The 13,980-nt window shown below is 64.1% G+C and carries 10 protein-coding genes and 1 tRNA gene; 10 read left to right on the top strand and 1 reads right to left on the bottom strand.

All coding sequences use genetic code 11. The features are described from left to right. Positions 1-43 precede the first annotated feature (43 nt). Positions 44-1,246 (bottom strand): pyridoxal phosphate-dependent aminotransferase, encoded by a 1,203-nt coding sequence (locus HMPREF3167_RS00715; protein WP_062613699.1) that lies wholly within the window; start codon positions 1,244-1,246, stop codon positions 44-46. Positions 1,247-1,432: 186 nt separating this feature from the next. Between HMPREF3167_RS00715 and HMPREF3167_RS00710 the strand changes: the two genes are divergently transcribed. The 10 genes from HMPREF3167_RS00710 (at position 1,433) to rpoC (ending at position 13,816) form a co-directional block, all read left to right on the top strand. Further along, a tRNA-Trp gene (locus HMPREF3167_RS00710) sits at positions 1,433-1,505 on the top strand. Between the two features lie 56 nt (positions 1,506-1,561). Then, the gene (secE, locus tag HMPREF3167_RS00705; protein ID WP_062613599.1) at positions 1,562-1,789 is read left to right on the top strand and encodes a preprotein translocase subunit SecE; all 228 of its coding nucleotides are present in this window, start codon (positions 1,562-1,564) and stop codon (positions 1,787-1,789) included. Between the two features lie 13 nt (positions 1,790-1,802). Further along, complete coding sequence (gene nusG / locus HMPREF3167_RS00700) at positions 1,803-2,612, top strand: transcription termination/antitermination protein NusG (protein ID WP_062613598.1); 810 nt, start codon at positions 1,803-1,805, stop codon at positions 2,610-2,612. A gap of 108 nt (positions 2,613-2,720) precedes the next feature. Next, positions 2,721-3,155 carry a 50S ribosomal protein L11 gene (gene rplK / locus HMPREF3167_RS00695; protein WP_062613597.1) on the top strand — a complete coding sequence of 145 codons (435 nt, stop codon included), beginning with the start codon at positions 2,721-2,723 and terminating at the stop codon, positions 3,153-3,155. 77 nt (positions 3,156-3,232) lie between these two features. Continuing rightward, on the top strand, positions 3,233-3,937 hold the full coding sequence (rplA, locus tag HMPREF3167_RS00690) for a 50S ribosomal protein L1 (protein WP_062613596.1): 705 nt from the start codon (positions 3,233-3,235) through the stop codon (positions 3,935-3,937). Positions 3,938-4,027: 90 nt separating this feature from the next. Next, positions 4,028-4,654, top strand: a complete 627-nt coding sequence (gene udk, locus HMPREF3167_RS00685) for a uridine kinase (protein ID WP_070444897.1) — start codon at positions 4,028-4,030, stop codon at positions 4,652-4,654. 244 nt (positions 4,655-4,898) lie between these two features. Beyond that, the gene (rplJ, locus tag HMPREF3167_RS00680) at positions 4,899-5,420 is read left to right on the top strand and encodes a 50S ribosomal protein L10 (RefSeq protein ID WP_068538832.1); all 522 of its coding nucleotides are present in this window, start codon (positions 4,899-4,901) and stop codon (positions 5,418-5,420) included. A gap of 73 nt (positions 5,421-5,493) precedes the next feature. Beyond that, a complete protein-coding gene (rplL, locus tag HMPREF3167_RS00675) occupies positions 5,494-5,883 on the top strand; it encodes a 50S ribosomal protein L7/L12 (RefSeq protein ID WP_062613593.1) in 390 nt (129 codons plus the stop codon). A gap of 408 nt (positions 5,884-6,291) precedes the next feature. Further along, positions 6,292-9,756, top strand: coding sequence for a DNA-directed RNA polymerase subunit beta (locus HMPREF3167_RS00670; protein WP_070444894.1), 3,465 nt, complete (start codon positions 6,292-6,294; stop codon positions 9,754-9,756). A gap of 85 nt (positions 9,757-9,841) precedes the next feature. Next, positions 9,842-13,816, top strand: a complete 3,975-nt coding sequence (gene rpoC / locus HMPREF3167_RS00665) for a DNA-directed RNA polymerase subunit beta' (protein WP_070444891.1) — start codon at positions 9,842-9,844, stop codon at positions 13,814-13,816. The last annotated feature ends 164 nt before the right edge of the window (positions 13,817-13,980 follow it).

Here is a 13,980-nt window from a genome sequence, read left to right as displayed (position 1 = left end):
CTCGCCCGGGCAAACCGCCCGGGCGAGCCAGCCAGATAGGGGCTTATGCGAACAGGCGCTGAATGCGCTCCACACCCTCCACCAGGTCCTCATCGCCCAGCGCGTAGCCGAGGCGGATGTAGCCCGGCGCGCCGAAGGCCTCGCCCGGCACGACAGCCACCTGGGCCTCCTCGAGGATGATCTCGGCCAGCTCGGAGGTGGTGGTGGCCACCCGGCCGTTGATCTCCTTGCCGAGCACGGCCTGGACGTTGGGGAACACATAGAAGGCGCCGGTGGGCTCCGGTACCTCAAAGCCCTCGATCTCCCGCAGCATCGTCACGAGGGTCTTCCGGCGGCGGTCGAAGGCCTCCTTCATCTCCTCCACCACGCCCTGGTCGCCAGTGAGGGCCGCGATCGCGGCGCGCTGGGCCACGTTGTTGACGTTGGAGGTGATGTGGGACTGGAAGTTCGCCACCTTCTTCATCACGTCAGCCGGGCCGTGCATCCAGCCCACGCGCCAGCCCGTCATCGCGTACGTCTTGGCCACGCCGTTGACGATGATCGTTTGGTTCTGCAGCTGCGGCACCTCGCGCAGGATGTAGGCCATCTCGCCCGCGTAGATGAGGTGCTCGTAGATCTCATCTGAGATCACCCAGATGCCGTTGTCCAGCGCCCACTCGCCGATCGCGCGTAGCTCATCGGGGGTGTAGACCGAGCCGGTGGGGTTGGACGGGGAGCACAGCAGGAGTACCTTGGTGCGGTCCGTGCGCGCGGCCTCCAGCTGATCCACCGTCACCTTGTAGTCCTGGTCCGAGCCGGCGAAGACCTCCACGGGCACGCCGCCACACAGGGTAATCGCCTCGGGGTAGGTGGTCCAGTACGGGGCGGGAAGGATGACCTCGTCGCCGTCGTCGAGCAGCGAGACGAACGCCTGGAAGACGGCCTGTTTGCCGCCGTTGGTCACGATGATGTTGTCCGGATCGACGACGACGCCCGAGTCGGCCTTCGTCTTCTCCGCAATCGCCGCGCGTAGCTCGGGCAGACCCTTGGCGATCGTGTACTTGTGGTTCTTCGGATCGGAGGCTGCATCAATCGCGGCGGCGACGATGTGGGCCGGGGTGGGGAAGTTCGGTTCGCCGGCGCCGAAGCCGATGACAGGCTGGCCGGCGGCCTTGAGGGCCTTAGCCTTCGCGTCAACGGCCAGGGTGGCCGAGGGCTGGAGCGCCGCGAGGCGCTGGGAGACTCTATTGCGTGGTTCTGTTGCCATGGTCACTATGGTCGCACGAAGTGCGCCGATCAGGAAGAATCATTCCGAAAAGCGGGCCAAGTGGTCCAAATTACAGCAGGGTAACCCCCAGCCGCCTAGACCTGCGGCGCGTTTGTCACTAGACTGTTGCGAGTTGCTCATTGGCAACACCACAGCGACATCAGGCATAATAGTTCTGACGTCTTTAGGGTAGTGGCGCAATTGGTAGCGCACCGGTCTCCAAAACCGGCGGTTGTGGGTTCGAGTCCCTCCTGCCCTGCAATGAAGGCGGCCCTAGATTAGGGTCGTTTTCCACATTACCGAGAGGACACCCTAGTGAGCCAAGCAGCATCTCGACGCGAGTCCGAGTCCAAGGGCCTGTGGCAGCGCATTATTACCTTCTTCAAGGAGGTTGTCGCCGAGCTCAAGAAGGTCCAGCGCCCCACCCGCAAGGAGCTGTGGCAGCTCTTCCTCACAGTCGTGTTCTTCGTGGCCGTGGTCATGGTGTTCGTGGGCGTGATTGACGTGGTCTTCAACCAGGCCATGTTCTGGATCTTTGGCTAGGAATAGGGAATCAATGTCTCAATCGAACGACGATATTTTCTCCGACAAGCCCGAGCAGGCACTGCCGGTCGACGCCGAAGCTACGGCTGGCGTCGAGGATCTCGAGGAGCTTTCCGTGGACGACGCCGCGGCGCCGGTTGCCGCCGTGTCGGAGGTGGAAGCTGAGCTGGACGCTCCCGAGTCCGAGGCCGCGCCTGAGGACGACGGCGTCGTGACGGAGGAGACCGTGCGGGCGCGCCTGCGCGGGCTGCCGGGCGACTGGTACGTGCTACACACGTACGCCGGCTACGAAAAGCGCGTCAAGCAGGACATCGAATCGCGTGCTCACACCATGAACATGGAAGATTACATCTTCGAAGTTCAGGTGCCGATGGAAGAGGTGTTCGAGGTCAAGAAGGGCCAGCGTAAGCTGGTGACGCGCGTGCGCATGCCAGGATATGCCCTCATCCGGATGGAGATGACGGACGATTCGTGGCGGACCGTTCAGGACACGAACGGTGTGACCGGCTTCGTGGGCAACGGCCGTGATCCGGTGGCGCTCACGCAATCCGAGGTCGTGCAAATGCTCACCCCCGTGGTCGAGCAGGAGGCCGCCGAGGCGGCCAAGGCCGCTGGAAAGCCCGTTACCTCGGGCGCCCCGGCCATCGTTGCCGACTACGAGGTTGGCGAGACCGTGACACTTACCACGGAGCCGTGGGTCGGAATGCCCGCTACAATTTCTCAGGTTGACGCGGCGAACCAGAGGCTCACCGTGCTCATGACTCTTGTCGGCCAGGAAACCCCGGTCGACCTGTCCTTCGGCCAAGTGGAGAAGATGGACTAACCCGGTTTCTCCGAACCGGGCGTGGAAACACACCGCTTCTTTGCCGCCGTTGGGCGCCCGCCATCGTTGCCATGATGGCGGTTTGTAGATAAACAAGAAGGATCAAATATGCCACCCAAGAAGAAGGTTGCAGGTCTGATTAAGCTCCAGATCGAAGCTGGAGCCGCTACCCCTGCACCGCCGATTGGCCCCGCGCTGGGTCAGCATGGCGTGAACATCATGGACTTCGTCAAGGCCTACAACGCCGCGACCGAGTCCCAGCGTGGAAACGTCATCCCGGTCGAGATCACCGTCTACGAAGATCGCTCGTTCGACTTCGTGACCAAGACCCCGCCGGCTGCTGAGCTCATTAAGAAGGCAGCGGGAATCGCGAAGGGTTCCGGTGTCCCGCACACCAACAAGGTCGGCCACCTCACCGCAGATCAGCTGCGCGAGATCGCCAAGACCAAGGAGCCGGACCTGAACGCTAACGACATCGACAACGCCGCTCGCATCATCGCTGGCACCGCGCGTTCGATGGGCGTCACCACCGACGAGATTTAATTAGCGATCATCGATCGCCGTGGTAGAGCCCGGAGCGGGTTCGTTTCCCACGACTGCCAACTAGGAGAAATGCAGACATGGCAAAGCGCTCTAAGAATTACCGCAAGGCCGCTGAACTGATTCAGCCGGGTGAGCTTTACACCCCGCTGGAGGCGATGGACCTTGCCAAGAAGACCTCCGTGACCAAGTTCGACTCCACTGTCGAAGTGATGTTCCGCCTGGGCGTTGATCCGCGCAAGGCTGACCAGCTGGTTCGCGGAACGGCTATCCTTCCGCACGGCACGGGCAAGACTGCCCGCGTCATCGTCTTCGCCCAGGGCCCGAACGCCCAGGCCGCGATCGACGCCGGTGCGGACGAGGTCGGCGACGACGAGCTGATCGAGAAGGTCGCCGGCGGCTGGACCGACTTCGACGCCGCCGTGGCCACCCCGGACATGATGGGCAAGGTCGGCCGCCTGGGCCGCGTGCTCGGCCCCCGCGGCCTCATGCCGAACCCCAAGACCGGCACCGTGACCATGGACGTGGCCAAGGCTGTCTCGGACATCAAGGGCGGCCGCATCGAGTTCCGCGTGGACAAGCACGGCAACCTCGCCTTCATCGTGGGCAACACCTCGTTCACCACCGAGCAGCTCTACCAGAACTACGTGGCTGTTCGCGAAGAGGTCCTGCGCCTCAAGCCGTCCTCGGCTAAGGGCCGCTACGTGAAGAAGGCAACCGTGTCGACCACGATGGGCCCGGGCATCCGCCTGGACGTGTCGAAGCTGGCCGACAACGACGCCTAAGTGTTATCGGCAAAGGCCCGCACCAACGTGCGGGCCTTTGCCCTATATTCACCACGTCAGACTTGAGTGGGAGCGGGAAGAGGAGCGCGTATGGCTAAGCCGATGGTGATCGGGATCGCGGGCGGTACCGGTAGTGGGAAGACCACCTTGACCCGGGCGATCGAGGCGAAGTTCGCTCCGCGCACCGCGGTCGTTTTCCACGACAACTACTACCGCCCTCACGACGACCTGCGGCTCGAGGAACGCGCCAAGCTCAACTACGATCACCCGGACGCCTTCGACAACGACCTGATGATCGACCAGCTCCACCAACTCATCGGCGGCCAGGCGATCGACTGCCCCACGTACGACTACGCCCAGCACACGCGGGCGAAGGAGACGATCCGGATCGAGCCGGCGCCCGTCATCCTCGTGGAGGGGATCGTGCTCTTCGTCGAGGAGCGCCTGTGCGACATGTTCGACGTCAAGCTGTTCGTGGAGACCGACGCCGACGTGCGGATCCTGCGCCGCGTCAAGCGCGACGTGATCGAGCGCGGGCGTACGATCGAATCGGTGGAGCAGCAATATCTGACCACCGTCAAGCCGATGCACGAACTGTACGTGGCGCCCTCCAAGCGCCGGGCCGACATCATTATTCCCGAGGGCGGGCGCAACCTCGTGGCCCTCGACATGCTCGTCCATCGCATCTCCCACGAGCTACGCGAACACGGGCAGTGAGGGTGCGAGGCGAGCAACGGCGTCGTGAAGTGACGCACGTTCGCCCGCGCGGCCTTGCCCGGCTGGGGCGAAGGCGTTAGTCTGATTCATGCCCAAGACCGCAGGTCTCTTCGGAGTTAATTTCATTCAATGAAAACCCGCGTAGGTATGACAAGAGAATTATTCTTCGTGAATCTCCTCGTGCCTGCGTGCGCGAGGTTTTTTATTGCGTGAAAACTGTGGCAAACCATCGGAAGGAGGTCCCATGAAGCGGACCGAAAAGTCTGCAGAGATCGCGCAGCTGACGGAAGAATTCCGTAACTCTGACGCCGTTCTTCTGACGGAGTACCGCGGACTGACCGTGGAGCAGATGAAGACTCTGCGCCGCGCGCTCGGCTCTGATGTGCGTTACCACGTCGCTAAGAACACGCTCGTGCGCATCGCTGCGAAGGACGCTGGTGTTGAGGGTCTGGATGCAGACCTGACCGGCCCCACCGCCCTCGCTTTCGTCACCGGTGACATCGCTTCCGCAGCCAAGGCACTGAAGAACTTCGCGAAGGACAACGACAAGCTCGTGCTCAAGTCCGGCGTGATGGAAGGCCAGATCCTCGACGTCGACGGCGTCAAGGCCCTTGCTGATCTTGAGTCGCGTGAGGTTCTCCTCGCGAAGGCCGCCGGAGCCCTCAAGGCTTCGATGGTCAAGGCTGCATTCGTCTTCAAGGCATCCGCCACGAAGACGGTCCGTACCGTTGACGCCCTGCGTGCGAAGCAGGAAGCCGCTGCCTAGCAGCACCCACCAATTGTTAAATCCTCACCTGAGGGAACTGCCTCGCAAGTAGGCAAAGGAAGGAAGGTCTACCATGGCCAAGCTCACTGTTGACGAGCTCATCGATGCTTTCAAGGAGCTCACCCTGATCGAGCTCTCCGACTTCGTGAAGAAGTTCGAGGAGGAGTTCGACGTCGAGGCCGCCGCTCCGGTCGCCGTCGCCGCTGCTGCCGCCCCGGCTGCTGGCGAAGCCGCCGCTGCTGAGGAGGAGAAGTCGGAGTTCGACGTCATCCTCGCTGATGCCGGCGCCACCAAGATCGCGGTCATCAAGGAGGTCCGCGCTCTGACCTCGCTCGGCCTGAAGGAGGCCAAGGACCTCGTTGACGGCGCTCCGAAGCCCGTCCTCGAGGGCGTTGCCAAGGAGGCCGCTGAGGAGGCCAAGGCTAAGCTCGAGGCCGCCGGCGCCAAGGTGGAGCTCAAGTAATTTTTGCGGCCTAGCCGCATGGGCCCCCGCGCTTGATCCTTCCGGATCAGCGCGGGGGCTTTTCCACACGCCGGGCCGGTACTTGCATTGGCGGGCGTGGCGTGCGATAGTCTTGGGAGCCGGCATTGCCGGAATCACATGGCCCTGTGCATCGAGGAACCCTCTTCTGCAGCGACCGCAGCGAGGTGATTCGAGGATCGCGGGTGCTACATAGGTGTCGTGACCCCTTCCACAGGGCGGGGGATAGACTTCCCTACGCCAAAGCGGTAAATTTGAAACTTGCGCGGACTTTCATTTGCCATGCCCAGGTTAGCTAGGAGCTCTCGCAAGGATGCATCCCTAGCTCGAGGTTTGTGCTGGTGACGGCCTCGCGCACGGCCTAACCGACATAGAGGGAAGGATCACCCTTTGGCTGCTTCGCGCACCTTTAATACCACCTTTGTTGACGGCAAGCTCGCCTCGGATCGCGTGTCTTTCGCTAAGCTCCACGAGCCGCTGCCGGTCCCGGACCTTCTCGGACTTCAGACCTCCTCCTACGGGTGGCTGATCGGCTCGGAGGAGTGGCGCAAGAACGCTGCCACGGATGAGAAGTCTGGTCTTGAGGAGATCTTTGATGAGGTCTCCCCGATCCAGAACACCGCTGAGACCATGGGTCTGGTGCTGTCCAACCCGCACCTCGAAGGCGAGAAGGCGTCGATCGCCGAGTGCAAGGAGAAGGACCTGACCTACTCCGCCGCGCTCTACGTGACGGCCGAGTTCCAGAACTATGAGACGGGCGAGATCAAGTCTCAGACCACCTTCATTGGTGACTTCCCGCTCATGACCCCGCAGGGTACGTTCATCATCAACGGCACCGAGCGCGTGGTCGTGTCCCAGATGGTGCGTTCCCCGGGCGTGTACTTCGAGCGCAGCGCGGACAAGACCTCGGACAAGCTGATCTACAACACGAAGATCATCCCCTCGCGCGGTGCGTGGCTGGAGTTTGAGATCGACAAGCGCGATTCTGTGGGCGTTCGCGTGGACCGCAAGCGTAAGCAGTCGGTGACCGTGTTCCTCAAGGCTCTTGGCATGACCGAGGCGGAGATCCGCGAGGAGTTCGCGCAGTACCCGATCCTTATTGACACCCTGGAGAAGGACACGGTTCACACCCAGGAGGAGGCCCTCCAGGATCTGTACCGTAAGCTTCGCCCGGGCGAGCCGCCCACGGCCGAGGCCGGCCGCACGCTGCTCAACAACTTCTATCTCAACCCCAAGCGCTATGACCTGGCGAACGTGGGCCGCTACAAGCTCAACAAGAAGCTGGGCCTTGACCCGGAGGGCAAGGACCGTCAGCTCCAGTTGTCGGACATCACCGCCACCCTGCGCTACCTCCTCGCGCTGCACGCGGGGGAGAAGACCACCGTGACCGTCGACGCCGGCCGTGAGGTCGTGGTGGAGGACGACGACATCGACCACTTTGGCAACCGCCGCATCCGCGCCGTTGGTGAACTGATCCAAAACCAGGTGCGCACCGGTCTGGCCCGCCTCGACCGCATGGTCCGCGAGCGTATGACCACCCAGGATGCTGAGGCGATCACGCCGTCGTCGCTCATTAACATCCGTCCGATCGTTGCCGCGATTAAGGAGTTCTTCGGAACCTCCCAGCTGTCGCAGTTCATGGACCAGAACAACCCGCTGGCGGGCCTGACCCACAAGCGCCGCCTGTCGGCTCTCGGCCCGGGCGGCCTGTCGCGTGACCGCGCGTCGATGGAAGTGCGAGACGTCCACCCGTCCCACTACGGGCGCATGTGTCCGATTGAGACCCCGGAAGGTCCGAACATTGGCCTGATCGGCTCGCTGGCCACCTACGGCCGTGTCAACGCGTTCGGCTTCATTGAGACCCCGTATCGCAAGGTCGAAAACGGGGTTGTCACCAACCAGATCGACTACCTCGATGCTGCGGATGAGGACCGCTACACTGTCGCTCAGGCCGCCGCGCCGATGGATGAGAACGGGAAGTTCCTCGAGGCGGAAGTCCTCGTTCGCCTCCCCGGCGGTGAGCCGGCGCTGATCCCAGCCGACGAGGTCGACTACATGGACGTCTCGGCGCGTCAGATGGTGTCGGTGGGTACCGCCGCCATCCCGTTCCTCGAGCACGACGACGCGAATCGAGCCCTCATGGGTGCGAACATGCAGCGTCAGGCCGTGCCGCTCATCAAGCCGGTCGCCCCGCTCGTGGGCACGGGCATTGAGATGCGCGCAGCGGTCGATGCGGGAGATGTTCTCGTGGCCCGCGCGGGCGGCGTCGTGACCGAGGTCTCGGCCGACCACGTGACCGTGGAAGAGGACGAGGGCACGTATTTCACGTACCGACTGACGAAGTTCGAGCGCTCCAACCCGGGCAACTGCACCAACATGAAGGTCGTGGTGAGCGAGGGCGATCGCCTGGAGAAGGGCTCGCTCATCGCGGACGGCCCGGCCACCGAGGGCGGCGAGCTCGCGCTCGGCCAGAACCTGCTCGTGGCCTTCATGGCGTGGAACGGTTACAACTACGAGGACGCGATCATCGTCTCTCAGCGTTGCCAGTCAGAGGACCTTCTGACCTCAATCCACATCGAGGAGCACGAGGTCGACGCGCGTGACACGAAGCTGGGCCCGGAGGAGATCACCCGGGACATCCCGAACGTGTCGGAGGAGATGCTCTCCCACCTCGACGAGCGCGGTATCATCCGCGTGGGCGCCGAGGTCGTGGCCGGCGACATCCTGGTTGGCAAGATCACCCCGAAGGGCGAGACCGAGCTGACGTCGGAGGAGCGCCTGCTGCGCGCGATCTTCGGCGAGAAGGCGAAGGAAGTGCGCGACACCTCGCTGCGCGTCCCGCACGGCCAGTCCGGTATCGTCATCGGCGTCAAGGAGTTCTCAGCCGAGAACCACGACGAGCTGCCCTCGGACATCCGTCAGTCAGTCCGCGTGCACATCGCTCAGCGCCGCAAGATCTCGATTGGCGACAAGATGGCCGGCCGCCACGGTAACAAGGGCGTCATCTCGCGAATCCTGCCGGTGGAGGACATGCCGTTCATGGAGGACGGCACCCCGGTCGACATCGTGCTCAACCCGCTGGGCGTGCCCTCGCGTATGAACCTGGGCCAGGTCTTCGAGCTCCACCTCGGGTGGGTGGCGAAGCAGGGCTGGGACGCCACCGCGGCGCGCGAAGCCGGCGAAGAGTGGGCCGTGCGTCTGCCCGAGCGGGCCGTCAAGGCCGGCCCGGATCGTACCGTGGCCACCCCGGTGTTCGACGGCGTCCTGTCCGACGAGCTCAACGGCCTGCTCGCGAACACGAACCCGAACCGAGACGGCGATCGTATGGTTGACGCCGCGGGCAAGGCTCGCTTGTTCGACGGCCGCACCGGCGAGCCGTTCCCGGATCCGGTGTCGGTGGGCTACATGTACATGCTCAAGCTTCACCACCTGGTGGACGACAAGATCCACGCCCGTTCCACGGGCCCGTACTCGATGGTCACCCAGCAGCCGCTGGGCGGTAAGGCCCAGTTCGGCGGCCAGCGCTTCGGTGAGATGGAGGTGTGGGCGCTGGAGGCTTACGGCGCCGCGCACACCCTGCAGGAGATGCTGACCATCAAGTCGGACGACACGGTTGGCCGTGTGAAGGTCTACGAGGCGATCGTGAAGGGCGACAACGTCCCCGAGCCGGGCCTGCCCGAATCGTTCAAGGTCCTCGTTCAGGAAATGCGTTCGCTGTGCCTGAACGTGGAGGCCCTCGACGCGGGCGGAAACGCGATCTCGCTGCAGGATGCGGACGAGGACGCCTTCCGTTCGCCGCAGTCAGCAGGTATCACCACCGGCCTCGAGGGGCTCGAGTCCGGCTCTGACTTCTGACTCTTGTGGGTGGGGCGGCGAACGCCCGCCGCTCCACCTGCCAATGGCCACAATTGAGGCGTGAAGAACTGAGGATGTAGGAATCTTGCTCGACGTCAATCTTTTCGATCAACTCTCGATCTCCCTTGCCACGTCGGAGGATGTGCGCAAGTGGTCGCACGGCACCGTCACTAAGCCGGAAACCATTAACTACCGTACGCTCAAGCCGGAAAAGGACGGTCTTTTCGGCGAGCAGATCTTCGGCCCCACCCGCGACTGGGAGTGCGCGTGCGGCAAGTACAAGCGCCCCCGGTACAAGGGGATCGTGTGCGAGCGCTGTGGCGTTGAGGTCACGCGTTCGAAGGTGCGCCGTGAGCGCATGGGCCACATTGAGCTGGCCGCGCCGGTCACCCACATTTGGTACTTCAAGGGCGTGCCCTCGCGCCTGGGCTACCTGCTGGACATCGCGCCGAAGGACCTGGAGAAGGTCATCTACTTCGCGGCCTACATGGTCACCGATGTGGACGAGCAGCGCCGTCACGATGACATGCCCTCGCTCACGGCCGAGTACGAGCTCGAGCGGGAGAACCTGCTCAAGGAGCGCGACGCCGCCGTCGAGCAGGCGCTGAAGGCCGAGGAGCAGACCCTGGCCGAGGCGGAGGCTGCCGGTGAGGACGCCGCGTCGCGCGGCAAGATCAAGCGCTCCACGCAGGCCGACACGCGCCGCGTGCGTGCCCGCTACGAGGCCGAGATCGCCAACCTCGAGGAAATTTGGGACAAGTTCACCAAGCTCAAGGTGGGCGACCTGGAGGGCGACGAGGTCGCCTACCGCGAGATGGAGACCCGCTGGGGCGACTACTTCCAGGCTTCGCGCGGCGCGGAGGCCATTCAGCGTCGCCTCAAGAGCTTCGACCTGGAGGCCGAGCACGAGTTGCTCGTGGACCAAATCGAGAACGGCACCGCCCAGCGCAAGACCCGCGCGCTCAAGCGCATCAAGGTGGTCAACGCCTTCCTGCACTCGAACACCCCGCCGGAGGCGATGGTGCTCGACGCGATCCCGGTGATCCCGCCGGATCTTCGCCCGATGGTGCAGCTCGACGGCGGCCGCTTCGCCACGTCCGACCTCAACGATCTCTACCGCCGCGTCATCAACCGCAACAACCGCCTGCAGCGCATGCTGGAGCTGAAGGCACCGGAGATCATGGTCAACAATGAGAAGCGCATGCTTCAGGAGGCCGTGGACGCCCTGTTCGACAACGGCCGCCGTGGCCGCCCGGTCCAGGGCGCGGGCAACCGTCCGCTCAAGTCGATCTCCGACATGCTCAAGGGCAAGCAGGGCCGCTTCCGTCAGAACCTGCTGGGTAAGCGCGTGGACTACTCGGGCCGTTCGGTTATCGTGGTTGGCCCCACCCTCAAGCTTCACCAGTGTGGTCTGCCGAAGACCATGGCGCTCGAGCTGTTCAAGCCGTTCGTGCAGAAGCGCCTGGTGGACCTGGAGCTGGCCAAGAACATCAAGGCCGCCAAGCGACTCATCGAGCGTCAGCGTGACGAGGTCTTCGACGTGCTCGAAGAGGTTATCCAGGAGCACCCGGTGTTGCTCAACCGCGCACCTACCCTCCACCGCCTGGGTATCCAGGCCTTCGAGCCGCAGCTGATCGAGGGTAAGGCGATCCGCCTGCACCCGCTCGTGTGTTCCGCCTTCAACGCGGACTTCGACGGCGACCAGATGGCTGTTCACCTTCCGCTGTCGGTGGAGGCGCAGGCCGAGGCCCGCGTACTCATGCTGTCGGCCAACAATATCCTCAAGCCGTCCGACGGGCGCCCGGTCACCGTGCCGGCGCAGGACATGATTATCGGCCTGTACCACCTCACCACCGTGCGTGAGAACGAGGTGGGCGCCGGGCGCTACTTCACGTCTGTTGCGGAGGCGGAGATGGCCCACGACCTGGGCGAGCTCCACCTTAACGCCCCGGTTCACATCCGCTGGAAGGCTGACGAGATCATCCCGCCGCGCGATTGGGCTGCGCCCGAGGGGTACGAGGAGGGCGACGACGTCATCCTCACCACCACGCTCGGCACCGCCCTGTTCAACGACGCCCTTCCCACCACGTTCCCGTTCGTCAACGAGCCCGTGGGCAAGAAGGTGCTGGGCGGCATCGTCAACGAGCTTGCCGAGCGTTACCCGAAGGTCGACGCGGCGGCGTCGTTGGACGCGCTGAAGGAGACGGGCTTCTACTGGGGTGGCCGCTCCGGCGTGACCATCGCGGTGTCTGACGTGATCGCGCCTGCGAACAAGACGAAGATCCTGGAGGAGGCCGAGGAGCGCGCTGCGAAGATCGAGCAGGACTTCCAGGAAGGCAACATCCGCGACGAGGACCGCCGCCGTGACCTGGTGGCCCTGTGGACTGAGGTGACCAACATGGTTGCCGACGAGATGCGCAAGAACTTCGACGACCTGAACAACATCAACCAGATGGTTCAGTCCGGGGCGCGAGGCAACTGGATGCAGATTCGTCAGGTTGCCGGTATGCGTGGCCTCGTGGCCGACCCGAAGGGCGAGATCATTCCGCGTCCGATCAAGTCGAACTACCGCGAGGGCCTGTCGGCGCTCGAGTACTTCACCGCAACGCACGGTGCGCGTAAGGGTCTGGCCGATACCGCTCTGCGTACGGCTGACTCGGGCTACCTGACCCGTCGTCTGGTGGACGTGGCGCAGGACGTCATCGTTCGCGAGGCCGACTGCGGCACCAGCCGCGGCCTGCCCAAGCCGATCGTGGCACTCGATTCCGACGGCAACGAGCTGCGCCTGGCCACGGTGGACGGCGTTCCGACCGAGGTCACCGAGAAGGAGGTCTCGGCCGCCGAGTGGGCATCCGCCGAGCTCATCCGTTCCGAAGACATCGACACGTCGGTCTACGCACGCACGCTCGCCAAGGATGCGCTGGACGCCGACGGGAATGTCGTCGTCGCGGCCGGCACCGACATCGGCGACGTCGCACTCGAGAACCTGCTCGCCGCGGGGATCAAGCAGATCCACGTGCGCTCGGTCCTCACCTGTGACTCGCGCGTGGGCACGTGCGCCAAGTGCTACGGCCGATCGCTCGCCACCGGCAAGCTGGTGGACATCGGCGAGGCCGTGGGCATCGTGGCCGCCCAGTCGATTGGCGAGCCCGGCACCCAGCTGACGATGCGTACCTTCCACACGGGTGGTGCGGCGTCGGCCGAGGACATCACCCAGGGTCTGCCGCGTGTCCAGGAGCTCTTCGAGGCGCGCACCCCGAAGGGTGAGGCGCCGATCGCTGAGGCCGCCGGCCGCCTTGAGATCGAGGACCTTGAGCGTTCCCGCCGCCTCATCATCAAGCGCGACGACGGCGACGAGGACCTCACCTACCTGGTGGCCAAGCGCGCCAAGCTCCTCGTGCCCGAGGGCGCTCACGTACCGGTGGGCCAGCAGCTGGTTGAGGGTTCGGTTGACCCGAAGAAGGTGCTGCGTATCTCCGGCCGCCGCGTGGCCCAGCTCCACCTCGTGTCCGAGGTGCAGAACGTGTACCGCTCGCAGGGCGTGGAGATCCACGACAAGCACATCGAGGTCATCGTGCGCCAGATGTTGCGCCGCGTCACCGTTCTCGAGGCCGGCACCACCACGTTGCTCCCGGGTGAGCTGGTGGACGTGGCCCAGTTCGAGCAGGCCAACCGCGCCGCGATGGCGGAAGGCGGGAAGCCGGCGTCGGGCCGTCCGGAGCTGATGGGTATCACGAAGGCGTCGCTGGCCACCGACTCGTGGCTGTCCGCGGCGTCCTTCCAGGAGACCACGAAGGTGTTGACGGAGGCGGCGCTCAACGCGAAGTCCGATCCGCTTGATGGTCTGAAGGAGAACGTCATCCTCGGTAAGCTCATCCCGGCCGGTACCGGCCTGGAGCAGCTGCGCCACGTCAAGGTGGAGCCGACGTCGGAGGCTCGTTCGGAGTACGAGCAGCTCAACACGTTCGGCGGCCTGGATTCGTTCGACGACATCTACGGTTACAGCTCGCTTGACGACTACGACACGTCGATGGGCTACGGATACGGTCTGAACTTCTAGGGCTGCGAAGAATGTGAGGCTGGGCCGGATTCTTTCCGGCCCAGCCTCGTTTTGTGCGGACCTGCGCTGGCGCGGGGCGTGACGTGCGCGACTTGGTGCTTTCACGGCGGCGCTTTCCATCCGCCTTGCCTTTCCCGTTGCTCTCGCCTATGGGGAGACCACTC

The sequence above is a fragment of the Trueperella sp. HMSC08B05 genome (genome assembly GCF_001808405.1).
GTDB lineage: Bacteria > Actinomycetota > Actinomycetes > Actinomycetales > Actinomycetaceae > Trueperella > Trueperella bernardiae.
The sequence above is the reverse complement of the archived record's forward strand: the minus strand, read 5'-3'. Positions and strand labels throughout refer to the sequence as shown.